This is a genomic window from Zymobacter sp. IVIA_12111.31 C1, assembly GCF_047495495.1.
In the GTDB taxonomy this organism is placed as follows: domain Bacteria; phylum Pseudomonadota; class Gammaproteobacteria; order Pseudomonadales; family Halomonadaceae; genus Zymobacter.
Genome location: NZ_CP179930.1, coordinates 1630570 through 1654876, shown reverse-complemented (window position 1 = coordinate 1654876; position 24307 = coordinate 1630570). Strand labels below are relative to the sequence as shown.

Sequence of the window (24307 nt, the reverse complement as noted above, 5' to 3'; positions counted from 1 at the left end):
TCGCCCTTTATGTGCTCATCACTGCTTTGATATAACGACAAAAGGCCCCCGCCGATAGCGATATCGACGGGGGCCTTTGCATTTCCGATGACGGTTAGGTGCGGCCTATGCCCATAAAGACGATAAAACGGCATCGCGGATACCGTAAGCTGATCGCTTTAAGAGGATGTCGGTCGTTAGGCCTGTGCTTCGTGGTTAGGCATTGTCCGCGGCGAATGCGTCGTAGACGCCGGGCCAGTACACGGCCTGCGCGAAATAGACACGACGGTTCGTTGACTGATTGATAACGGGCGACCCTTGGAGCCGATACCCCATCCGCAGCGCCGCGCACACCTTGTGATTGAGCTCTTCCTTGTTGACCGAGGTCAACAGCATGTAAACGTCATACCCTTCAGGGAGAGAGGAAAGGGAAGTCGGCATCGGAGCGCTCCTGAATATCAAACCAAGCGGTAATCGCAATCATGAATGAAATGGCCTTCGGTACAGGGCCTTGTCACAAAAGATACCGCAATCCCACCTTCCCGCACCACTTTCCGGTAGGCTAGAGACGGCTCCGGTGGCTATCGGTGCTCACGAAGTACAAGTATACCGTTATCTTGATGCGTGCTAACCATACGCTCTGGAGGGACGTGATAGCGCAAAACAGCAAATGGAAAAGCATGAAAGGAGAGGAGCGCAAGGATACGCTGGGTGTGATAACGACGACGAGGGTCAGTGCGCGGGTTTACCTTAAGGAGGTCGACAGATGACATGACGGTATGCTGTCCTGTCTGCCACCGCCCTGTTCATGACGGTTCTGTTTATAGGTTCTGTTTATAAAGGAAGCGGATTCGAGCGGCAGACATCCTGAATGGCCGCTCGAAAGGTATCGCTAGTCCCTGTCCTTGCGTACGCGCAATAGCATGCGCAACGCACGCTCGATGATATGTGCTTGATCGGCATCGAGTTGCAACAAGGTATTCGCCACGCTGTCCACGCAGCGGCGATGCTCTTCTGAGGCATTCTCGTAGACGCGAGTCTGATAGGCACGACGCGGCTCTTCGATCCCAACCGGCTGCGGCTGGTTAGGTTCATAGTCCAGCGAATAGCGAGGTAGATTAAGGCGCGCTTCGATGTCGCGTGCCAGTTCCTCGCCGATATTGCGATTGGACTGTGATGAAGTGGAACCGTGCGTCGACAGTATCCGGGAGATATAGCTGGGCGAACGCTCCAACGCATTGGCGAGTTCTACCTGCCTACCCTCGAACAGGTCGTTCATCAGATTACGTAAGTTCTTACGGCGGATGTCATAGATCGTCATACCGCTATCATCGCGGGAGCTTATTCAAAGATAAATTTCCCGCGGGATAATTCGGATATGCCTTTAAGGTCATTATGTCATGCGGTGTCTACCGCGAACGACGCTCACTTGTGAGCACGGAGTACGTCTATTACCTTGCTTAGGGTTTCGACCTCCTCCAAGGACATGAAAGGCAGCATATTCATGATGTATTGGATACGCGCACAATGGCGACATTGTGTCTCAGTATCACCGTGACAGCAGCCCGGGGTAGAGGACGGAGAAGTCGGTGTTCGACCAGAATCATCACGCGTCGTGTCGTAGGCCTCCATCGGCTCGCCGACGGTTTGGGCGGCACCATCGGAAAGAGGGCGGTCCAGATAACCCGTTTCCAGACCAAGATGGTTTTCGATACGACGCGCACTGATCTCACTCATATTGCGCGTCCACGACTTGCCATCCCGCGGCGGTGATAGCCAACGGGATATTTCACCTGCACTGCGTTCGACCGCCTTTGCGAGGGCAGTCTGATTTCCCTTGAACCGTTCGCGAATCAAGCGTTGCAGGTGAATGCGTCGCCGATCGTATAGCGTGTTGATATCCATGACGCTATCATCGCGTAACGTTTCCTTCGGGTAAATAACCGCAGGGTGTTGATGTTAAAATAACCTTGAGGTCATAATGGGCGTGACCTTTATGGTAACAGCAACGGGAGGAGCCGTGCTCACCTTCTATGTCGACCTGCACTAATATGGAGTAAGAGGAACAGAAGCATGACAAAGAAAAGAAACACGCAGCTGTTGAACTGGATCAAGACCGCGACCGATGAACAGGTCAATATGGCCGGGGCCTCGCGCAGCTACCTGCGCCTGATCGCCTATGGTCACAAGCACCCCTCGGCCTCGGTGGCGGCAGGTATTGAGCGGGCCACAGAAGGGGCCGTCACGCGGCAGCAGCTGCGCCCGCAGGACTGGCCACTGATCTGGCCTGAGCTTGCCGACAGCCCCGAGCAGATCGCACAGGCCGCAAGGGCACTGGCGACCATTCAAGCGCAGACCGAGCATTCGCCACGATAATAAAGACAGTGCTGTTTCACTTAACGTAATCAAGCGGGCATGCCGCTTCGAGCGAGCATGAAAGAGGCGCGCTATGCGAGCCGATGCGTAATGCGGCACGGGTAGGGCGCCTTGCAGAAGGGTTTGCTGGCGGTAGGCAGGACTCAAATCATCACCGTATGCACTACGGCATATTTTGGTAGACGGCGATAACGCTTTCTTTTATCCATTCTTGACCGTAATCAGGTCAGCACTGCAACGTTGAGTATATGAATAGGGTGGGGTAGTGCGATGTGCTTTATTGAATACGTAGAACGCGCGTTATTTTCATATCAACTGCAACGTTATTCTTGATTGGATATCGGTTTTTTACATTAATGCCGTGTAATGCACTGTATTTGTGGATTTTTATTTTTATGTGCGCGCTGTAGATTCCCCGTTAAAATCTTTGTTAATCCTATCTTCAACATTCATTAATATGGGCTGTAGACGGCAGCGGCATAGTCCTATCGGTAACCTTCAGTAGCGGTATCTCTCCGCCTGATTATTCCTTTATATGCATTGATGCTGTGCCTGTGGGTGCAGCCATGGGTGTGTCCTTAACCCTCGCAGGGTGATCGTTGATTCATGGTGTGGATAGACTTCGCCTTGGATCGTGGGGCACCCCGTGGCAATGCTGACGGAGTCCGCAATGGCATGGCCGCTCTTCACTGTTTCACAAACGATTGCTTAACTCGCGATGCCGCACGGCGCGGTGCTCGGCGCTATGGCTGGGGCATCGTGCTGTTCTATCTCGTAACCTATATCGTACCACTGGGCTGGCGGCCGTTGCTGGCCCCGGATGAAACCCGCTATGCGCAGATCGGCAGCCTGATGATGCGTTCGGGCGATCTGGTCGTGCCGCATTTTCTGGGTCTGCGTTACTTCGAAAAGCCCATTTTAGGTTATTGGCTTAATGCCGGTGCACAGTGGCTGTTTGGCAGCAGCAATTTCTCAGCACGTCTCAGCTGTGCGCTGGCCGCGGGGGCAAGTGGGCTCATGGTGTATCGGATGGCGCAGCTGCTGTGGCGCGACGCGCGCTGTGCAGCCTGTTGCGCGCTGGTATACCTGTCGATGCTGATGGTGTTCTGTACGGGAACCTACATTTCCATCGACGCGCCGCTGTCGCTGTGGATGACCGCGATCATGCTGAGCGGTGTATGGGCTTATACCCGTGATAGCCGTTCATCGCGTGTTTGGGGGTATCTGTGGATTGGGGTGGCCAGTGGGGCAGGGGTCATGACCAAAGGCTTCCTGGCGCTGGCGATTCCGGTGCTGGTGATGGTGCCGTGGCTGATGGTAACACAGCGGACGCGTCATTTATGGACATACGGGCCGCTGGCCGTACTGGCGGCCGTGCTGACGGTACTGCCGTGGGGGCTGATCGTTCATCAGCGTGACCCGCAGTTCTGGTCTTTCTTCTTCTGGCATGAACATATCCAGCGTTTCTTCAGTCAGACGGAGGCTCAGCATGCCGCCCCTTGCTATTTCTTTGTGCCCATCGCGCTGCTGGGACTCTTCCCTTGGTGGGGCAGCGTGTTCCACATGCGCGACCAGTCACGGGGCATGGCCCCCGCCACTCGACGCTATCTGCTGCTGTGGTGCGTGATGCCGTTTCTGTTTTTCAGCTGTGCCCGCGGCAAATTGGCACCCTATATTCTGCCGTGTTTTCCTGCAGTGGCGCTGTTGGTGGGCTATACACTCTATGCGCTGTATTTAAGCGCGCTACGGTGGCACGGCCTGTGGGCCGCACTGGGGGGCGCGGCAGGGCTGATGCTACTGCTTTGCGGCAGCGGTCATCACTTCGATTTGCGTGTTGATATGTTCGCTTATGTAACGGCCATTGCCATGCTGAGTGCTGTTACCCTGTTGGGATTAGGCGTGGTGTGGCGGCCTCGCTGGGTCATGTCGCTGGCGCTTATTCCTACCGCATTGGCTTGGGGTATACCGTTCTGTATGCCCGTAGAGCGCCTCTATGACAAGGCCCCAGTGGTGTTCGCTCAGCAGCATGATGATCTGGTGGCACGCAGCGCTGTACTGGTCAGTAATGGCATCAGTGATGCTGCGGCGCTGAGCTGGCTGACACGACGCGATGACATTGTGATCTACGATGCGGTGGGTGAGCTGGCGTTCGGGCTTCAGGATCACCCCGAGCGCTGGGTGAGCGTTGATGCGCTTCCTGGCTGGCTTGAGCAGGCGAGACACTGCGGACGCGTGACCATGATGCTGGACAATGATCAGGACAGCTTCGCACCCACACTGGCGCTTAACCCCGACATCATCGATACGCGGGGCACCTATAGCCTGCTGAGTTTTGCCGCACGCCCGGGAACGGATGAACGTTGTCCTGTGGCGCGACAGAAGCCGCAGTGACGCGCTCAAAGGCCCGCCTTGCTTCATTCTGCCCGCGTAATGGATAGCGATACGTTGCGAGTGAAATTGTGCACGGAATGAACCTTCGGCACCTGCACATATCATATAGTTGTGCACGAGGTAAAACGCTTGAAAGTGCAGTAGTTTTGCTACGGCAGTAGGTGTTTACTGCGGCTATCCAAGTGGAAAGTAGTGGCGATGCGGCATAGAGTATGGACGCCGTAACGCGTGGATACGGCATCGCTACTTATCCCTACAATTCAGTGCTGTATTGCTGGAAGTTGAGGCCTAACATTGTGCAAATCCGCGCGTCGAGACGCGTTGCACAAGGCTATAACCGCATGACGGGGTGTCGGCGCATCCCTTGCATGTGTCAGCAACGATTCGGCGTCTGTCCATTATTGCGTCATATGCAATGGAAGGAGTTAAGTCAAATGTCTGCGTTTATTCCGTTGTGCCGTCCCGCCATTGGTGAGCGTGAAATCGACGCCGTTGTCGAGGTGCTGCGTTCGGGCTGGATTACGACCGGCGCGAAGTGCCATGAGCTAGAGCAGGCATTCTGCGACACGCTCGGATGCAAACACGCCATTGCAGTCAGTTCGGCGACGGCCGGCATGCACATCATGCTGCAAGCACTGGGTATTGGGCCGGGCGATGAAGTTATCACGCCGTCCCAGACCTGGGTGTCGACCGTCAACCTGATCATGCTGGCCGGTGCGACACCGGTATTCATTGATGTCGACCGCGATACGCTGATGGTGACGCCCGATGCCATCGAGGCGGCCATTACACCGCGTACCAAAGCGATCATCCCCGTGCACTATGCGGGCGCGCCCATCGACCTAGACGCGGTCCGTGCCGTTGCCCGTCGTCACGATGTGACGTTGATTGAAGACGCTGCGCATGCCGTGGGCACGCTGTACAAGGGTGTTCCGGTAGGACGTGAAGGCACGGCCATCTTCTCGCTGCATGCGATCAAGAACATCACGTCGGCCGAAGGCGGCATGATCGTGACCGATGACGATGCGTTGGCTGAAACACTGGCCATGCTCAAGTTCCACGGGCTGGGTGTCGACGCTTTCGATCGCCAAGCCAATGGGCGTCGCCCACAGGCCGAGGTGTTGTCGCCGGGCTTCAAGTGCAACCTAGCCGATATGAACGCCGTCATCGCGTTGACCCAGTGGCCGCGCCTTGTCGAGATCAACGAGCGTCGCCGTGTACTGTGCGAGCGCTATCGCGATGGGTTGAAAGGGCTGCCGCTCATTCCGCTTTCGGCCCCCGAATGGGATCACCGCCATGCTCACCATCTGTTCATCGTGCGCGTAGACGATACCCGTACATCGCTGACGCGTGATGCCATCATGCAGAAGCTGAAAGACGATGACATCGGCAGTGGCATTCACTTCAAGGCCATCCATCAGCAGAAATACTACCGCGAACGCTTCCCAGCCGGCACGCTACCGCACGCGCTGCCCAACACCGAGTGGAACAATGACCGGCTGTTCAGCCTGCCGCTGTTCCCCGACCTTTCTTTTGACGATGTCGACCGTGTGGTGGCATCCCTGACCCGAATCCTGGAGGACTGACGGGTGACACCCACTTCCTTTGCTTTGATCTCCATCGTTATTCCTGTTTTCAACGAGCAGGCCAGTCTGCCGGAGCTGCTCGAACGTACCGACAAGGCCTGCCGTCAGTTGGACAGGCCCTATGAAATCATTTTCGTCGACGATGGCAGCCACGATGACAGTGTGGCGCTGCTGAAACAGGCCGCCGACCGTGAAGGCAGTGCGATCCGCGTTGTCGTGCTGAATCGCAACTATGGACAGCATGCGGCCATCATGGCGGGGTTCGAAGCCTCGCGCGGCGATTTCGTGATCACGCTGGATGCCGACCTTCAGAACCCGCCGGAAGAGATTCCGCGTTTGGTTGAGGCGGGGCTGAAAGGGTATGACGTCGTTGCCACCGTGCGTCGCAACCGTCAGGACTCCTTCTTCCGTCGCCTATCGTCACGGCTGATCAACGGTGCCGTGCGCCGCGCGACGGGCGTTATGATGACCGACTACGGCTGTATGCTGCGCGGTTATCATCGTCGCATCATCGACGCGATGCTGCAGTGCCATGAGCGCAGCACCTTCATTCCGATTCTGGCTAACAGCTTCGCGCGCAACACCATCGAGTTCGAAGTGGATCACGCCGAACGCGAGCACGGTGAATCTCGTTACAGCCTGATGCGTCTGATCAGCCTGATGTTTGATCTGGTCACCTGCATGACGACGCAGCCGCTGCGGCTGGCCAGTCTGGCTGGGGCGTTGATCGCGGCCGCCGGTTTTGTATTCGCACTGCTGCTGATCGTGCTGCGCATTGCTTTGGGATCCGCATGGGGGCTCAACGGCGTATTTCCGCTGTTTGCGATCCTATTTATTTTCATCGGTGTACAGATGATTGGTATCGGGCTGGTCGGGGAATACCTTGGCCGCATGTACAACGATGTACGCGCCCGTCCACGCTATTTCGTCGAAGACACCTATGAGAGCGCTTTGCTGCGTTCTGACGCGGCCTCAGCGCCGACTTCTTCCGATGCGCCTACCGAAGACGCATCGACTTCCACTATTTCCAAGGATGCTGGAGATTGCACACAATGAAAGCCATAGTCTTTGCGTACCAGGACTTCGGATGTCAGGGCATCGAAGCCCTGCTGGCAGCGGGTTATCAGATCGAAGCAGTGTTCACGCTGCGTGATGACCCCAACGAGCAGCAGTTCTTCGGTTCCGTCGCTGCCCTGTGTGCTCAGCACGGCATTGCGGTATTCGCACCGGAAGATGTCAATGATCCTCTCTGGGTCGGCCGTATGCGCGCCATGGCCCCTGATGTCATCTTCTCGTTCTATTACCGCAAGCTGTTGAGTCAGGCGATCCTCGACATTCCGCCGAAGGGTGCCTACAACCTGCACGGCTCGCTGCTGCCGCGCTACCGTGGTCGTGCACCGCTCAACTGGGCGATCATCCACGGTGAGAAGGAAGCCGGACTGACACTGCATACGATGGTGGCCAAGGCTGATGCGGGCGACATCATCGACGCTGAAAAAGTCGCCATCGCGGATGAGGACACCGCAGGCACCATGCATCCGCGCATGGTTCAGGCGGCCCGCACGTTGCTGGACCGCGCTCTGCCGATGATCAAGAACGGTCAGGCCAAGGCGACGCCGCAGGACGAATCTCAGGCGAGCTACTTTGGTCGCCGCACGCCAGCAGACGGCGAGCTGGACTGGAGCAAACCGGCCCGTGATGTCCACAACATGGTGCGCGCGCTGACCCAGCCTTATCCGGGGGCCTTCACGCACAGCGGTACGCGTCGCGTCACGATCTGGTCATCCGAACCGGTAGCTTCCACGGATACGAATGCGGCACCGGGCACGGTGCTGTCTGCTGAGCCGCTTGAAGTGGCCTGTGGTGAAGGTGCGCTGCGCATCCTGACCGCACAGACCGAAACCGGCCTGATCGCACCGGCGCGCCAAGTCGTGCAGGAAATGGGATTGGTCAGCGGTCTGCGTCTGGGCAACATGCCGAAAGGCAAGCAACGCAAAACGCGCGTGCTGATTCTGGGGGTCAATGGTTTCATCGGCTACCACCTGTCCAAGCGTCTGCTCGAAGATGGTGGCTATGAAGTTTACGGTCTCGACATCAGCACCGATGCCATCCAGCCGTTCATCAGCAATCCTGATTTCCACTTCGTGGAAGGCGACATCTCTATTCACGCCGAATGGATCGAATATCACGTCAAGAAATGCGACGTGGTGCTGCCGCTGGTCGCCATCGCGACGCCGATCGAGTACACCCGCAACCCGCTGCGCGTCTTCGAGCTCGACTTCGAAGAAAACCTGCGCATCATTCGCTACTGCGTGAAGTACAACAAACGCGTGATTTTCCCGTCCACGTCTGAAGTGTACGGCATGTGCGATGACGATTACTTCGACGAAGAAACATCGCGCTTGATCGTAGGTCCGATCAACAAGCCGCGCTGGATCTACTCGTCTTCCAAGCAGCTGCTGGACCGCGTCATCTGGGCCTACGGCATGCGTGGCGAGCTGGACTTCACGCTGTTCCGTCCGTTCAACTGGATGGGCCCGCGTCTCGACAGCCTCGATTCCGCACGCATCGGTAGCTCGCGCGCCATCACCCAGCTGATCCTCAACTTGGTGGAAGGTACGCCGATCAAGCTGATCGACGGTGGCGAGCAGAAACGCTGCTTCACCGACATCGATGAAGGGGCCGACGCGCTGTTCCGCATCGTGGAAGACAAGAATCACACGTGCCACAAGCAGATCATCAACATTGGTAATCCCGATAACGAAGCCAGCATCAAGCACATGGCGGAAGTGCTGCTCGAAAAATTCGAGAAACATCCGCTGCGTAAGCACTTCCCGGCGTTTGCAGGCTTCAAGGTTGTCGATAACCGTGCGTTCTACGGCGAAGGCTATCAGGATGTCAGCCATCGTCGTCCGAGCATCGAAAACGCCAAGCGCCTGCTGGACTGGACGCCGTCCATTCCGATGGAGAAGACGATCGAGGACACCCTCGACTTCTTCCTGCAGCAGGCGGTCGATGCACTTGAATCCTGAGTGAGGAACGCGGCATGTGCGAAGGAGTTGCTCTGCAACGACGTGGTCTCGCTCTTGATGGCATGAAGCCCATCGCTCTTCGCATTGACGTCGACACCTACCGGGGCACGCGTGAAGGCGTGCCCCGTCTGCTCGATATTCTGGCGCGCGAAGGCATTCGCGCGACGTTCTTTCTCTCTGTCGGACCCGACAATATGGGGCGTCATCTCTGGCGCCTGCTCAAGCCCAAATTCCTGATGAAAATGCTGCGGTCCAACGCCGCCAGTCTGTACGGCTGGGACATCCTGTTTGCAGGTACGGCATGGCCCGGGCGTCAGATGGGAAAAGGGCTGGCACCCGTGATGCGACGCATCGTTGAGGCGGGGCATGAAGTCGGTCTGCACGCGTGGGATCACCATGCGTGGCAGGCGTGGTCGGGACATTGGGACGTTGAGCGCCAGTATCACGAGATCAAGCGTGGTGTCGATGTTCTGGAGCAGATCATCGGAGAAAGGATCACCTGTTCGGCCGTGCCCGGCTGGCGGGGCAGTCAGGCGACGGTGGATGCCAAGGAACGCTTCGGTTTTCGCTATAACAGTGATTGCCGCGGCGGGCGCATGTTCCGGCCGCTGCTGACTGACGGTACGATCGGCACGCCGCAGATTCCCGTTGATCTGCCGACGTTTGACGAGGTGATCGGGCGCGAAACGGATGCGGCCAATTTCAATGGCTATATCCTTGAGAAATTGCGCAGTTCGGCACTGGGGGTCTACACGATCCATGCTGAAGTGGAAGGCATCCTGATGGCCAGCGAGTTTTCGGCGTTGATCCATTCTATGCGTCAGAACGGCATGGATTTTGTGCCGCAGAGTGCGTTGCTGCCGGATGATCTATCGACGTTGCCGACCGGGCATCTGACGACTGGGCCGTTGCCCGGGCGTGAAGGCTGGGTGGGTCGCGGCCTGTAGGGTTTCCAGAGAAGGTCGCGTTTCTGAAAAGAATGACGCTGGACGGCTTTGTTGTCTCACGACCGTGCGGTGGTAGGGCCGTCCCCATTCTTTTCTTTACAGGCCGTTGGCAGGTCGCTGGTGTGGCATCGAGCCTCAAGAGAGAACGTATGCTGAGTCTGATATTGCTGGTGGTGTCCAGTCTGCTGGCCTGTAGTGGTCAGTTGATGCAGAAGCAGGCCGTGCATTGGTGGGCGGCTCGCCCCGAACTGCAACAGGCCGGTCTGCTGCGTCGGCTGCTTAACCCTTGGTTGATTGCAGGTATCGGTGCACTGGGCTGCGGCATGCTGTGCTGGCTTGGTGTGTTGCATACAGTGCCGCTTAGCCTGGCGTATCCCATGCTTAGCCTGAATTTCGTGCTGGTGGCCGTTGCGGCACGCTGGCTGTTCGGAGAAACGCTCTCATGGCGCTATCTGGGCGGTCTGGCGTTGATCATGGCGGGCATCGTCGTGCTGGGGTCAGAGTGGTAGCCAACAGTGGCATTACCGATACGCGGCTGCTTTCCGTCAGGGAAGCCGCCGCTTTCTTCATTGAGTGAGGAGCCTGTATGTCAACTGCTGTAACGGGGCGCTATCGGCTGGGCTATGCCTGGATCGGTGGCAGCATCGTACTGGTCACGCTGGCGCAGCTGGGGATGAAGATCGGCATGAGCCATCTGCCGAACCTGATGGCGATCTGGAGTGATGTGCAGGCGCTGGCCGTGAATGTCCTGCTGGGCTACTGGCCGTGGCTGGCTCTGATCGGCGGCGGCATTCTGGCGTACGGTATCTCAATGTGGTGTTGGCTGAATGCGCTGCGGCACCTGCCGCTGAGCCGTGCCTACCCGCTGTTGAGCATTAGTTACGTGACAGTATATGCGGTGGCGGTGGTCACACCGATCCTGCATGAAGCGTTTAAGGTTCAGCATCTGATCGGGATTGCGATGATTTTGATCGGCGTGGTCGTCATTAGCCGCTGCAGCACCGCATCACCTCATCATTAGCATTGGGTGATCGCTATCGTGTCAGGTGAATCAGTGAGTATTCGGTGAGAGAGTGTTCGGTGATTCAAGCGAAAAGGCATGCCCATGGGCATGCCTTTTTTTGTGTCATAAAAGAGCGAAACGAGGCGTGAATGACTCGCTTGGCATCAGTGTACGGCGGGGCGCTTGGAGGTCAGTGCGGCCTTGAAGGTTCTATAGACACGCTGCTGATCAAGCATCACCTGCTGGCGATCGCCGTGGAAGACGAACGTTGCCAGACAGTCGGAGTGGCAGAAGAACTCGCCACTGGCCAGTTCGCCGGGGGAAAGCACCGAGTGGCTGACCAGCGAAGGCAGCTCGTCGGCGGGTGGCATGTCGATATGGCTGACATACAGATCGCGGCGTGACATATGGCGTTTCGGGAACATGATCCAGCCATAGCCCCTTTTGCTGGCGTGCGGGGCCAGCGAGCGCATCAGCCCCATCTGCAATGCGACGTGCAACCGTCGCAGATCGACGCCGTGGGCTTCTTGCAGTAGCTCGACAATGGGACCGCCACCGGGGCGGTAAGCGATTTCCAGCAGCTCGACGTGGTCGTCATCGTCCTTGAACGCTTCAATATGATAAACACCGTCAGGGGCTTCGAACGCCTCGACAATGGCCTCAACGAAAGGTCGCCATACGCGCGAGACATCGTCATCGGATTCATTCAGCGAACCGAGTGCTTCTTCGCGCAGAAAGTCGATCGGCTTGCCTTGATACTCACCGACCGATAGGAAGCTCAGCGCCTTGTCGATGACGATGGCGTCAAGGTGATAGATGGTATTGGGGTTGTAGGTTTCCAGAAAGAATTGTTTCTCATCCATATCGCGGTAGTCGTCCTGCCGATCCAGAGCAAGCGCACCAAACGCCGATACATCATGGAGTACCCGTGCGCCGACGGAACCGGCAAGCGAACGGGGCTTCATGATGATCGGAAACGGAATGCAGCCCGAAGAAATGTCATCTGGGGTGATTTCGCGAGCCGTGGCGATGCCTGCCTGCTGAGCGATGGCCTTCATCCGTTTTTTGTCGCGGAACCTGAGCGCTGTGTCGTAGTCGATGCCCGACAGTTGCCAGCGGTCGTTGGCCCACGCCGCAATGTACAGTGCGAATTCGTCGCTGGGCACAACACGGGTGACCGTATGGTGTGCCGCAATCCGCTCGAAGGTGTCTTCGACCTCCTGATGTATGGCGAAATCGCGTACCAGATAGACATCATCGCGCGCCTTGAGCGTGGTATCCGCCTTTTCCAGCAGGTCTTCTAGCAGATAGATGAATTGGGTGTTGTCCAGTGCACACTGAGTCTTGATGGCGTCGACCGTAGTGTCGATGTCCAATTCTGACGAAATGATCAGCACCGTGTCACGATGGGGAATCGTCATCGCATTGTCCTCGAATAGGGAACAGGGCATAGGGGAAGTTAGGTGACGCACCGCTAGATATAGCGTTTCAGGCTGCCGGAACGGCGCACGTCCAGCGTGGCGCAGTGGAAGGAACCACCAAAAGTCTGGAAATGCTTGAAGGGGCAGAGAATGGTTTTGATGCCCCACGCATGGAACGCGTGGATGAGGCGCTCTTCGTCCTTTTCGACGATGACGGTACGTTCATCGAGCATCAACACGTTGGTATGGATCCACTTGGACGTGATGAACAGCGGGTGGTCGTCAGGCAAATTGGAGGCGGGAGGTGTCAGGATCTCCCAGTCGCGGAAGATATCGGGCAACTCTGGTACCCAACCCTTGTTGACGATTACGCGCCCCGGAGCAATCGGCAGAATCGTGGTATCGATATGCATCGGGTCGGGTTCGTCGAATTCGTAGATATGGATGTGGTAGTCGTCGCCCAGCGTACGGCGCAGCCACTCGATCCCCAGATCATTGGTGACATGACTGCGCTGGCCGATGATGTCGCGCCCGATTTTCATAAAGTCGGCGGCATCAAACAGCGGCTCGTCGTCCTTGATGATGGAGCGGAAAGGAAATTCCTGATCGAAGTCGTGTTCTTCGTCCCACAGGCTGTCCTTCAGCATGGGTTTGGGGGCCGCAACCCAGTCGGCACCCCGCTTGAAGTAGTCATTAAGCAGATCGCGGAAGGCGAAGGTCTCGAAATAACGGCTGCGCCACGCCATTGGCACTTCGATTAGCGTGGTACCGATGGCCAGCAGGCAGTCGCGCGGCATCGCGGAATAAAACGCGCCACCGGTTGAGAAATGGGGCGTGACGACGGGCTGATGATGGTCGACCTCGTTCGGGCGTTTCACCTTGATCCCCTCACTGGTCAGGATGTCGGCCAGCGTATTGACCTCTTCACGGGCCTTATCCACCAGCGACTGCGGGAAACGCTGCCCGGCATTCGTCCTGAAATAGTCACGGTAGGGCTTCGGGATGACGGCATTCATGTTCGGATCCCAGTCGGGGATGCGAATATCGTCAATGACACCGACGATCACTTCTTCAAGGGGGTCCCATTCGGTGTAGACCTGCACGGGAGATGTTTGCGGAGCATACGGGCGGGGTTGTTCGGCCTGAAACGTCATTCTGGAATCCTCTTTCAATGATGAAATTCATGCTGAGAAAAGAGCGTGCGAGGAACGTAACGTTGGGATATGGCAGCAGAAAGAACGATTTTTCCGCTTCCATAAGGCGGAGGTTATCACTTGTAAACACTTGGCCGAGTGCAAAGATCGGGGATCGAGGATGCGATTTTGTGATGGATTGGTGTGGTGGTGCAGGCAATGCTGATGAGCGGTGAAAAAGTGTTTCTTTTTGGTAATAATGGCGGTCTTGGCGCCGTAGATACTGCCTCAAAGTGAAGGTGATGATATCGCGCTAACGATCGAAAAATTCCCGCCTTTCAACAGGAAAGGCGGCGCTGGAGGCTAGCACGCACCGAATAAAAAGGGGTATCGGATGTGCCGCGCATACCCCGTGGGGAATATGCTTTTCTTTCACCTTTTACCGCTTGACGCCATAAGGGTGCCGGGTAGTCTCTTCTGGCTTCTGGCTTCTGGCTTCTGGCTTCTGGCTTCTGGCTTCTGGCTTCTGGCTTCTGGCTTCTGGCTTCTGGCTTCTGGCTTCTGGCTTCTGGCTTCTGGCTTCTGGCTTCTGGCTTCTGGCTTCTGGCTTCTGGCTTCTGGCTTCTGGCTTCGTTGCCTCCCCGTCTAAGCTGCGGAAAAAGCGCTCTTTGATGCTTGGTCGAGTGGAGTGTACGTCTGGGCAGCCTCACGATGAGGGGGCATACCATTTCGCGGTACTGGCAATAGCGTTGAGCTGGCGTTTGGTTCGGGTGATATAGTCCGCGACCACGCGGTCAGCAGCTGCCGTAGCCGGGTGGCGGTAGTCGACGATCAGCCCATTATGCGTGCGCATGAACCACAGACAGACTTCGTCAGGGTCGTTGCTGCGGCTGCGAAAGGAGACAACCCGCCACTTTTCCCACTCGCGTGCACCGGGCACGCGGCGCAGGTCCATGAACGACACCATGAAGGTATCGCGTAGTGGTTGCCCCAGTAGCTCGGCTACCCGTGTGATCGGCACCAGCGCGAGCGTTTTGAGGGCCTGAAGCCCCTGAGTGGCATGCGCTATCGCGGTCTCGAACGTTTCTTCTTCACCCAAAGGAAAGGTGACCGGTGCCATGCCCACGTACCATCCCAGAGAGGAGGACCATTGGCTGGGCTGGGTCTGAAAGGGGGCCATGGTGTGAAAGGCTGGGTTGCCCGTCAGTTCGCGGGCAGCTTTGGCGAGGCAGGCAAACAGCCCTGAGAAGATGTCACCGCCCGCTGTTCGGCACTGCTGAGTAAAGGCACGGGTGGTCGCGTCATCCAGCAGTTCGAGGTAGCCACCGCGCTGAGGGGGTGCCGTGGTGTCGGGATGATGAACATTAATCGGGAACGGAGGAAGCGTACCGCCGAACGCTTCAAGGCAGCGCCGCCAGCGCTGGACAGTCTCATCGCTAGCGGTCAGTGCCTCGGCCTCGCAGCGCTCGGCTTCCGCAAAGTCCGGATAGCTCTCCACTGGGGGCAAGGACGCTTGCGTGCCTTGTGCCACGGCATAGAGCATGTGCAGCTCTCTGGGCAGTTTGAGCAGCCCATAGCCGTCGATTAGGGAGTGATCCACCGCTAGACAGACCGTAGTGGCGCGGCTGTGCGAGATCGTCAGCAGCAGATAGCCCGGCCAGCGGCAAGGCCCCACCTGCTCGTCGAACAGATATTCAATCACGGTTGATAGCGGCTCATGTCTTGCGATGGCCGCCGCAGTATCCACCGTTACGTGCTCGATATCGACAGTGCCAGGATCAAGGGTGAAGCGCTGGAGATGGCTGTTTGCCATCGGCGCGTCGAGCGGCACGAGCATGCTGCGCAGGGTGTCATGCCGATTGATCCAGAGGCGGAGCGCGGCGGCGAAAGTATCGGCATCAAGATCGGCGGGCATCTCGAAGGTGCAGCCGAGCCACGAAGGGGGGGGGTGGCGCCGCTGTCGAGTGCCTCAAACGTGCTCAACAGGCTAGCCTCTTGAAGGCAGGACGCACGGCGTGTGTCCTTGCGCCACCGTTCATCGCTCAATGGTGGGGCGATAGGACGCCATAAGGTAAGCACGCCAGAAGGCAGTGAAAGCGATGCGGTATCGACGAATTTCATGGGCTCTCCTTGTTTCGATGACGACGAGCACGACCGAACCTATTGCTGGGTGCCGTGCAGCGTCAGCAGGTAGGGGGTGCGCACCGCCCAGAGGGGTGAGGCGATGATCCATAAGCTGGCGCTGGCCATCAGGCACGCTGCAATCGTCAGCGTGGCGGAGGTGCCGAGGGCATTGCCGCTGATCCCTCCTAGCACGGCCCCCAGTGGGGCTAGCCCCCAGACCAGCGTACGAATGCTGGCATTGACGCGTCCGTGCAGGCGCTCGGGGGCCAGTACGGAACGGATCGGTACTTGATGCACGTTGTAGACCTGCATGCCGAGCCACAGCGTGCACTGCGATATGGCGACCATCGCTTTGTTTGGAAAGAGTGGGCAGAGCAGCGCGCCCACTGCGCTGATCGTGAGTGCCAGTGCCAGCGTGCGCCCAACCCCAAGCCGCTGGGCAATGGAACGCGCCAGCACTGCGCCACACAGGCTGCCGATGGCCGCCACGCTCGTTACCAGCCCGATCTCAGTTGCATTCATGTGCAGTCGTGTGGACAGGTGCAGGATGAATACCGCGGCATAGGCGCTCTGGAAGAAGACGAGGGTTACGGTTGCCAGTGTCGCTGTGCGAAGCAGTGGGGTGTGCATGACGAAGCGTGCGCCTTCGAGCGCTTCTGTCCGCCAGTGGGGTGGAGGGCCCTCGGTGGGTGTGGAGGGCGCAAGGGTCGAGGTGGCGCGGGTGGGAACGAACAGCAGTAGTGCGGTCATGATCAACAGCGATAGCGCGTCGGTCAGAATGGCGATGGGAGCCGTTAGCGCTCCGATCAGCCAGCCGGCCATGGGCAACCCCATCACGACGGCGACTGACTGGGCCAGCTCAATGCGGTTCTGGGCGGCAGTCCGCAGTGAGGGCTGTACCAGTGCGGGCACCCAGGAAAGAAAGGTGATATCGGCAACTACCAGTGCCGTACCGGTCAATAGCGCCACGGCATACAGCTGTTCCACTCGAATATGGCCGCTTGACAGTGCTACTAGAGGAATGGTGATGAAGACGAGGGCCATCATGACGTTGGCGGCCATCAGTAGTCGTCGATGCGAGATTCGATCGACGAGCAGACCCGCAAACAGCCCCACGAGCAGATAGGGAAGCCGCGCACAGGCCAGCAGCATGCCGGTGGTGAACGCATTGGCACCGCTGGCGGCAATCGCCGTCAGCGGCAGGGCAAGCGTCGACACCTGCGTGCCCATCAGTGAAACGGACTGTCCCGCCAGCAGCAGATGAAACCCGAACGGTAGCGTGCGGGATGCGCGGTGTTCGCTTGGCATGCGTGCACCTCTCTTTCGATGAGTTATTGCCCGCTGAGGCCATAGCCCAGACGCACCAGTTCATCGCCGGCAATGCGTTCGAACTCCGCAATCTGCTGTGGCGTCAGGTCCTGCAGGTAGCGACCATTGCGTCCGGTGTAGAGCGGCTGGCTGGCCGCGTCCGCGGCGGGGTGTCCCCACGGGGTATCAAACAGCGAATGGCCTTGGTCAGCATGGTGAAGCAGCGCATCGTCCCAAGGGAGATCAAGCAGCGACAGCATGCGCTGTGCCGTATCGCGCGGGCGAGTCACCAGATCTTCGTACCTGATTTCCAGATAGCGTTCGGCCGGAGCGGCCTGATGCGTATGTGCAACGATCTCCAGCCAACCGTGGGCTGCATCGGTCACGGTGGGATAGCCCCAGTCCGGCACGGTCTTCAGGTGGGAGGCGGCCAGATCGCGCCCATCACGGATAATGTGGATGAACCGCGCGTTGGGCCAGAAGGCCGCATAGGCAGCGACATCCTTGATCTTGCGCTGAAGTTTCAAGCCCCAGCGCTGGGCTCCCGTTTGTTGGCAGCGCAGTGTGCCGATGGCATCGACCAACCGACAGCGATCCATCAGCGAGACCAGTTCACTGCCACATTCCGCCATCAGCATGCTTACTAGATGCCTAACATCATCGCGGTGAAGGCCGAAGCGTTCGCACTGGGCGACAAAGTGCACGCCATCGAACCATTGTTCTGGTATTGAGGCCTTGGTGGCTCCTTTCAGATCCTCCTCATGACCGTCCATGAAATCGCAGGCGTCTAGGATGTGCGGGCCCAGATTGACCGGCTCGGTAAAGTCGATTTCCGGTCCCACGACCAGTGAGGGGTGTGAATCCAATACCACGCTCAGTAGCGTCGTGCCCGAGCGGTTTTCACCACCCAGAAGTACAGGTGATGATAATAAAGGACTGAACTTATCGGCAGGGTTGGACATATATCTTCCTCGCACTGGTTATGGCATTACTTATGGAAAACACCAGGTTATGCGAATAAATAAGAATCGATGATAGAGAAGTCGAGGCGTATCGTTATGAGAAAGTAACCGTTGCATTTGAAATGCTGTTATACCTCTATCACCACCTTTCTTGACAAGCAATACGTGTAAATATTGAAATTTAATTCAATGGGTCAAGAAGTGTGGAAATGACAATAATAATGAATCTATACGAAAAAACTAAAGTATAACTTGGCAGGCTTTCAAATATGGTCTTAACCTAAAAGAAACCACGGTTGATAGAGGTTGTTTATTGACTTATTGAATATTCCTATATCCTATCCAAATGGACAGGTAGAGATAAATAACAAGATGAAATTTATTGTCTCGTGTTCATTATCATGCCCTGTCTTATTAGGCAAATAAGATGACGCTGATGCATTTAACGATGCATCACTACAGCGATATTGTCTCTGACATTGGCTGGGCATCAATCGATGCAATAGCGGTATGGGATGCCCCAAGCGTGTAGCGATTCCTGTGCAGAGGAGAGAAGGTATGGAGACGGACGACATCCCGATAGGCATCACGCTTCAGCACTATGCTTTTTTCTTTGATATCGACGGTACGCTGGCGGACATATGTTCCCGACCGGACAAGGTTCGTATCCCTCCTGCACGCCTGAGCGTGCTATCCGGCTTGGCGGATGCCGGTGGCGCATGGGGTGTCGTGTCTGGGCGCCCTTTGGCGGAAATTGACGCACTGTTATTCCCACTGCGCGTCCCCGCCGCTGGCGTGCATGGGGCGCAGATGCGTGCAGATCCCCATCAGTCCATGGACACCGCACTGATGCCATTGCCGAGTACGCTTTTACGGCAGTTACAGAACGCTGTAGCCACCTTGCCCGGTATATTTCTGGAGCAGAAGGGAGAGGTGGCGGTAGCGGTGCACTACCGCGCTTGTCCTCAGTATGAAGCAGAAGTGACGAAGCGCGTCGAGGCGCTCATCAGGGCCGATGCGCGCTGGGCCTTGCAGCACGGTAAGTGCGTCGTAGAAGTCAGGCCTGCAGCGGTTGATAAGGGCAAAGCACTGCAGGTGCTGATGCAGGCCCCCTGCTTTGCCGGACGGCGGCCGCTGTTCATTGGGGACGATCTTTCCGATGAAGCCGGTTTTGCTGCTGCGCAGGCGCTGGGTGGAAAAGGTATCCGGGTGGGCGAGGGGCATACTCGGGCCGACTATCGTCTGGCGAACCCCGATGCAGTAGAAGCGTGGCTTAAGCGCCTGATCACGCCGCAGGGTGTGCGGGCATGTGCCAACGAATGGGAGGACGCATCATGAGCAGGCTGATCATCGTATCCAACCGCGTCATGGCGCCTTCGGCGGCGGCCTGTCCCGGCGGGCTGGCCAGTGGCCTGTTGGATGCCCTGCATCAGGTTGGGGGCATCTGGTTCGGTTGGAACGGCAAGGTAGACGAGAGCACAGCGGCCCTAGAGCGGCAACAAGCAGGCAATATCACCTTCGTGACCACGTCGTTCACTCCTCGACAGTATCAGCAGTACTACTGCCGCTTTGCCAACGGCGTACTGTGGCCGAGCTTTCACTATCGCACTGATCTTGCTCATTATGATCGACAGGATTATGAAGGGTATCGGCGTGTCAACGAGATGCTGGCGCTGAAGCTGAAGCCGCTACTACGAGACGATGACGTGCTGTGGGTGCAGGACTACCACCTTATCCCGTTCGCCACGGCGTGCCGCCAGCTGGGTGTGCACAACCGTATCGGCTTCTTTCTGCATATTCCTTTTCCCTGTGTGGAAGTGGCACGCACCATCCCCATGCACCAAGCGCTCTTTGGTTGTCTGGCCGACTATGATCTGGTGGGGTTTCAAACCGCAGGCGATCAGCAGGCCTTTCTGGATCATGCCCGCCGTTTCGGCAGCCCCGGCGCGACGCCGACGACCGGTGTCTATCCCATCGGCATTCAGCCGCAAGCGTTTACGAAGATGGCTGAAGCACACGTGGCTGAGCGGTCACTGCTCAACAGTGCGGATCGTCATCACGGGCGACAGGCGATTCTGGGCATCGACCGACTCGACTACTCAAAAGGCCTTCACGAGCGCTTTCAGGCCTATGAGCAGCTGCTCGATCGGTATCCTAAGCATCACCGCCACGTCCAGTTCATTCAGATTGCGCCCATCACCCGTCAAGACATCGACTATTACCGCCATATCCACGAGCGACTCAATACGCTCACCGGCAGGATCAACGGCCGTTTCGGCGACCTTGATTGGTTGCCTCTGCGCTACATCAATCAAGACTACACACGCGACAGTCTGGCGGGGCTAATGCGACAGGCGCGTGTTGGTTTTGTCACGCCACTGAGAGACGGCATGAATCTTGTCGCCAAGGAATATGTTGCCGCTCAGTCTGAACAGGATCCTGGCGTATTGATTCTGTCTAGCTTTGCAGGCGCGGCCCATGAATTGAGTGCTGCATTGATCGTCAATCCCTACGATCGCAGCGACGTATCGGCGGCATTGAATCGGGCATTGACCATGCCCTTGGAAGAACGCCAAGAGCGCCATCGCGCAATGATGGTGGCCTTGAACAGGACCACGATTGATCGTTGGCACTCGCGTTTTCTTTCCGATCTCAATATCGCTCATCTGGCGCACGCCAATATGCGTTGAACAATATCAACGATAGAGAAAAAAATACGTTTGATTATTCCTGCAATATAGCTCGGGAGGGTAACGCTGGCGCTGAAATTACCATCACGCACAGTTCTTGCATGCTCGTTATGGTGATGCGCAGAGACTTTAAGCAATGCGACTTAACTCTGTCTTTAACTGAGAGGATTTGTATCCCTGTGTTTAAGGGAGACGTTTTTAAACCAGTGTGTTTAAACCAACAACGTTGAATCAGCGACCTTAAACCAAGGATTTCAAACCCACATTATAGCGTGCCTGCGGTCATTCAAATGACGTTTGATATACCGCAACGTATCGGTATTCCTTATATAAAGGAGTCGTGCAATGACAACCATTCAGCATATTGCGGCCTATAAAAAACCGCTGGATGCCTTCGATGTTGTGGTTGTGGGATCCGGTCCTTCCGGAGCCACGGTAGCGCGCACCCTTGCCGAGCAAGGCAAGGCTGTACTGATTCTAGAGTTCGGAGGTCTGCCATCCCCTGGGGCAGCACTAACACCTCACCAAGCTACGTTCACCAAGGCCGTGACCTACACCGAGCAAATGGATGGCAACCCGTGGACCGCCTGCTGTGTTGGGGGTGGCATGCAGTTCTATTCCGCCATTACCTTTCGCTACCGGGCCGCGGACCTGCGCGCCAGTCAGTTTCTAGAATCTGACATGGCCATTGACTGGCCGATCGAGATTCAGGAACTGAACGAACACTATGCGTATATCGAAGCGCTGCTTGGTATTGAGCATATGGGGGATTACCCGCTGAGTGCCCGTGCGACCCGCATAGCCGCCGCCATGTCCTCGTTGGGTTACCACCCGCATCCCATGCCGCTGGCCATTCTTCCTCCACAACACCCACACGGGTGTGGCTACTGTGCCGCCTGTGACAGTCGCTGCTGCCCAATGGGGGCCAAGGCATCGGTCATCACGCGCTCGGTCATCAATGATGACGGTCTGCCGGGCAGTATCACGGTGCTGTACGGCTGTCTGGTCAAGCGCATCCTGCAAGAAAGCGAAGGGCAGGCCAGCGGTGTGGAGTGCTATATCCCGTTCTCGTCCCAGCGGCTGCGCATACCGGTGGCGAAGGTCGTGTGCTGTAGCAATGCCATTCAGTCCAGCGCCTTGCTGCTGCGTTCCCGATCGTCTTTCGCCCCACGTGGTATCGGCAACGAGCATGATCTGGTCGGGCGGGGGCTGTCGCTCAAGGTCAGTGGGTATTCCATTGGGTCGAATCGGCGCTGGTTGAAAGAGGCAGATCTTGCTGCGCCTCATCGAGGCGCACCCGCTACGGTCTATACCGATGATTTCTATCAGGCCCCGGACATGCCGACCCGCTTTGGCGGACTGATCTACGAAGTGGCATCGCCGGTCCCCGAAGAGAACATCGGTCATCTGAGAATCCACTACCTGGCAGGTGACGAACCGTGGTCCCACAACCGCATCACCCTAGAGGACAAGGAAGATGAGTTCGGTATGCCGATTCTCCGCGTTCAGTACCGCAACACGGCTAACGACGAAGCGCGCTTGGCCTATCTCACCGCGCGGGCCGACGAGATCTTGCGTGAGGCGGGAGCGGTGACGATCCGGCATGACCGCCCCATGCACAGGAAAGGCGCTTCGCACCTGCATGGCACGGCGCGTGCGGGTGTTGACCCCACTCAGTCGGTCGTTGACCCGCTGGGCAAGGTACACGGTTATGACAACGTCTATGTCATGGACGCATCGGTAATGAACTTTGCCGGCAACTGGAACCCGACCCACACCATCATGGCCAATGCACGACGCATGGCACTGGCACTGCGCTGACCGCGCGAAGCATCATCACTAGGGAGAACCGTTATGGATAACCGTAGTCTGTTGGTGAAGGCGGAAGCCGTTACGGCCGCACGCCACTATGATATCGACGCCCGGCCGCCGTTCATCGTGCAGAAAGCGCAGGGGGCCTGGCTGGAAGATTGTGACGGGCGCACGCTGCTGGATATGACTTCGTCGAACGGTACAACGCTGTTCGGTTATCGCCGAGCCGAGATCGACAAAGCGATTGAGGAGCAGGTTACCCAGCGTGGCCTTATGTTTCCGACCACGCTGTCCCCACAGCGCATCGCGCTGGCTGAGCGTCTTGTCGACCGCTATGCCTCAGCAGAAAAGGCGCTGTTTTTCCGCACGGGTTCAGAAGGCACCAGCGCGGCCATTAGGCTGGTACGGGCCTATACCGGGCGGCGTGTCATTCTCTCCAGCGGCTATCACGGTTGGCACGATTGGCATCGGGGGTTCCGGCAGGTGTGCTGGGATGCTCAAAACGAGGTGTTCCACTTCGGCTATAGCCTTGAGGCGCTGGCTTACTTGCTCGAACAGGGCCGCGGTGCGATTGCGGGTGTCATCGTGACGCCTGAACCGGGTTGGTATTCCGCAGACGATTTCAGGGCGATGTCACGGCTCTGTGCGCGGGCGGGCGTGCCGTTCATTCTGGACGAAGTGATGTCGGGGCTGCGCTATGGGCCCGCGGGCCTCAACGGTGCCGGTGTTCCGGCCGACCTGTTGGTGATTTGCAAAGGGCTCGCTAATGGAATGGCGCTGTCGAGCGTGGCAGGGAAAGCCGATATCATCGACGCCTATGACTCTGCGGGGTTGGCCGGTACATACAATAAGGAGGTCACACCGATGGCGGCGGCATTAACAGCGCTCGACCTGCTGGAAGACGGAACCCTGCACCGATCCGCGCAGGCGATAGGAACCGCGCTTATGAACGAGCTGCAGCAGCAAGCCGATGAAGCGGGTATCCCGCTCTGGGTGACGGGAGCCCCGCTGATGTTCAAGACGGTATTTGGCAGCGAGTCTCTGGGAGACGCCGTAGGTCAGGCTTGTTACGAGCATGGACTGTTTCTGGAGTGCAACGGCACGCATATGATCAACTTCGCGTTCGGTGAGCGCGAAAAGGATCATGCGGTGGCCGCCTTTGCTCAGGCATTGCGGGAGGTCGTGGTTTCAGGTGCCGCCGACGGGCTGGTCGGTACACGTATCGTCAGTGAGCAGCGCAAGGCCTATGCACGCCGTGCGCTTGGCGCGGTATTCGAGGACGATGATATCGACGTACCGATGGCGCATGGGGTGGCTGCTATCGAAAAGTATCTACGTGCCTCTTAGGAGACAGTTTTATAACCTGAGTGATGGGCTTTTACCCTTTCTACAATAGAAGGCTTCTACCGCAATTTGGGGTTTGACGTCCCTTCAATGACATGGGTATTGGGGTTATGAAACATGCTCTGAGGGCGGCGTCATGGCTATGCGGCGCGTTGCGAGGCAAATAGCCGAAGGGTCTTGATGCTCGTGCTGGTTCACT

General features: G+C 57.4%; 20 protein-coding genes. 12 read left to right on the top strand and 8 right to left on the bottom strand.

Annotation, left to right across the window (positions count from 1 at the left end):
- Window positions 1-195 precede the first annotated feature (195 nt).
- From ACMHYW_RS07405 to ACMHYW_RS07395, 3 genes are all read right to left on the bottom strand, one after another.
- A complete protein-coding gene (locus ACMHYW_RS07405; RefSeq protein ID WP_414499362.1) occupies window positions 196-420 on the bottom strand; it encodes a DUF1737 domain-containing protein in 225 nt (74 codons plus the stop codon).
- Window positions 421-871: 451 nt separating this feature from the next.
- Entirely contained in the window at window positions 872-1300 is a 429-nt protein-coding gene (locus ACMHYW_RS07400) for a hypothetical protein (protein ID WP_027706285.1), read from the bottom strand.
- Window positions 1301-1404: 104 nt separating this feature from the next.
- Window positions 1405-1884 (bottom strand): hypothetical protein, encoded by a 480-nt coding sequence (locus ACMHYW_RS07395; protein WP_414499361.1) that lies wholly within the window; start codon window positions 1882-1884, stop codon window positions 1405-1407.
- 168 nt (window positions 1885-2052) lie between these two features.
- Here ACMHYW_RS07395 and ACMHYW_RS07390 point away from each other — a divergent pair, with 168 nt between their 5' ends.
- The 8 genes from ACMHYW_RS07390 to arnF all read left to right on the top strand — a co-directional run bounded on the left by ACMHYW_RS07390 (window position 2053) and on the right by arnF (window position 11332).
- Entirely contained in the window at window positions 2053-2355 is a 303-nt protein-coding gene (locus ACMHYW_RS07390; protein WP_414499360.1) for a transcriptional regulator, read from the top strand.
- Window positions 2356-2961: 606 nt separating this feature from the next.
- Entirely contained in the window at window positions 2962-4746 is a 1785-nt protein-coding gene (locus tag ACMHYW_RS07385; protein WP_414499359.1) for a phospholipid carrier-dependent glycosyltransferase, read from the top strand.
- Between the two features lie 434 nt (window positions 4747-5180).
- On the top strand, window positions 5181-6332 hold the full coding sequence (gene arnB / locus ACMHYW_RS07380) for a UDP-4-amino-4-deoxy-L-arabinose aminotransferase (RefSeq protein ID WP_414499358.1): 1152 nt from the start codon (window positions 5181-5183) through the stop codon (window positions 6330-6332).
- Window positions 6333-6335: 3 nt separating this feature from the next.
- The gene (locus ACMHYW_RS07375) at window positions 6336-7388 is read left to right on the top strand and encodes a glycosyltransferase (RefSeq protein ID WP_414499357.1); all 1053 of its coding nucleotides are present in this window, start codon (window positions 6336-6338) and stop codon (window positions 7386-7388) included.
- Entirely contained in the window at window positions 7385-9364 is a 1980-nt protein-coding gene (arnA, locus tag ACMHYW_RS07370) for a bifunctional UDP-4-amino-4-deoxy-L-arabinose formyltransferase/UDP-glucuronic acid oxidase ArnA (protein WP_414499356.1), read from the top strand. Before ACMHYW_RS07375 ends, arnA begins: the two co-directional genes overlap by 4 nt.
- 14 nt (window positions 9365-9378) lie before the next feature.
- The gene (gene arnD, locus ACMHYW_RS07365; RefSeq protein ID WP_414499355.1) at window positions 9379-10311 is read left to right on the top strand and encodes a 4-deoxy-4-formamido-L-arabinose-phosphoundecaprenol deformylase; all 933 of its coding nucleotides are present in this window, start codon (window positions 9379-9381) and stop codon (window positions 10309-10311) included.
- Between the two features lie 149 nt (window positions 10312-10460).
- Window positions 10461-10820 carry an EamA family transporter gene (locus ACMHYW_RS07360; RefSeq protein ID WP_414499354.1) on the top strand — a complete coding sequence of 120 codons (360 nt, stop codon included), beginning with the start codon at window positions 10461-10463 and terminating at the stop codon, window positions 10818-10820.
- A gap of 77 nt (window positions 10821-10897) precedes the next feature.
- Complete coding sequence (gene arnF, locus ACMHYW_RS07355) at window positions 10898-11332, top strand: 4-amino-4-deoxy-L-arabinose-phosphoundecaprenol flippase subunit ArnF (RefSeq protein WP_414499353.1); 435 nt, start codon at window positions 10898-10900, stop codon at window positions 11330-11332.
- 146 nt (window positions 11333-11478) lie between these two features.
- Here arnF and ACMHYW_RS07350 read toward each other — a convergent pair whose 3' ends face one another.
- From ACMHYW_RS07350 to ACMHYW_RS07330, 5 genes are all read right to left on the bottom strand, one after another.
- Window positions 11479-12735, bottom strand: a complete 1257-nt coding sequence (locus ACMHYW_RS07350; RefSeq protein WP_414499352.1) for an ATP-grasp domain-containing protein — start codon at window positions 12733-12735, stop codon at window positions 11479-11481.
- Between the two features lie 53 nt (window positions 12736-12788).
- Entirely contained in the window at window positions 12789-13889 is a 1101-nt protein-coding gene (locus tag ACMHYW_RS07345; protein ID WP_414499351.1) for a hypothetical protein, read from the bottom strand.
- Window positions 13890-14574: 685 nt separating this feature from the next.
- Window positions 14575-15783, bottom strand: a complete 1209-nt coding sequence (locus tag ACMHYW_RS07340) for a condensation domain-containing protein (protein ID WP_414499350.1) — start codon at window positions 15781-15783, stop codon at window positions 14575-14577.
- Between the two features lie 245 nt (window positions 15784-16028).
- Complete coding sequence (locus ACMHYW_RS07335; RefSeq protein WP_414499349.1) at window positions 16029-17300, bottom strand: MFS transporter; 1272 nt, start codon at window positions 17298-17300, stop codon at window positions 16029-16031.
- 23 nt (window positions 17301-17323) lie between these two features.
- On the bottom strand, window positions 17324-18262 hold the full coding sequence (locus ACMHYW_RS07330; protein ID WP_414499348.1) for a sulfotransferase family protein: 939 nt from the start codon (window positions 18260-18262) through the stop codon (window positions 17324-17326).
- A 558-nt stretch (window positions 18263-18820) separates the two neighbouring features.
- On the opposite strand from ACMHYW_RS07330, the gene otsB reads away from it, so the two are divergent.
- From otsB to ACMHYW_RS07310, 4 genes are all read left to right on the top strand, one after another.
- On the top strand, window positions 18821-19600 hold the full coding sequence (gene otsB / locus ACMHYW_RS07325; RefSeq protein WP_414499347.1) for a trehalose-phosphatase: 780 nt from the start codon (window positions 18821-18823) through the stop codon (window positions 19598-19600).
- Window positions 19597-20952 carry an alpha,alpha-trehalose-phosphate synthase (UDP-forming) gene (locus ACMHYW_RS07320; RefSeq protein WP_414499346.1) on the top strand — a complete coding sequence of 452 codons (1356 nt, stop codon included), beginning with the start codon at window positions 19597-19599 and terminating at the stop codon, window positions 20950-20952. The genes otsB and ACMHYW_RS07320 overlap by 4 nt, the downstream gene beginning before the upstream one ends.
- A gap of 345 nt (window positions 20953-21297) precedes the next feature.
- A complete protein-coding gene (locus tag ACMHYW_RS07315; protein ID WP_414499345.1) occupies window positions 21298-22773 on the top strand; it encodes a GMC oxidoreductase in 1476 nt (491 codons plus the stop codon).
- A gap of 33 nt (window positions 22774-22806) precedes the next feature.
- A complete protein-coding gene (locus tag ACMHYW_RS07310; RefSeq protein ID WP_414499344.1) occupies window positions 22807-24111 on the top strand; it encodes an aminotransferase class III-fold pyridoxal phosphate-dependent enzyme in 1305 nt (434 codons plus the stop codon).
- The last annotated feature ends 196 nt before the right edge of the window (window positions 24112-24307 follow it).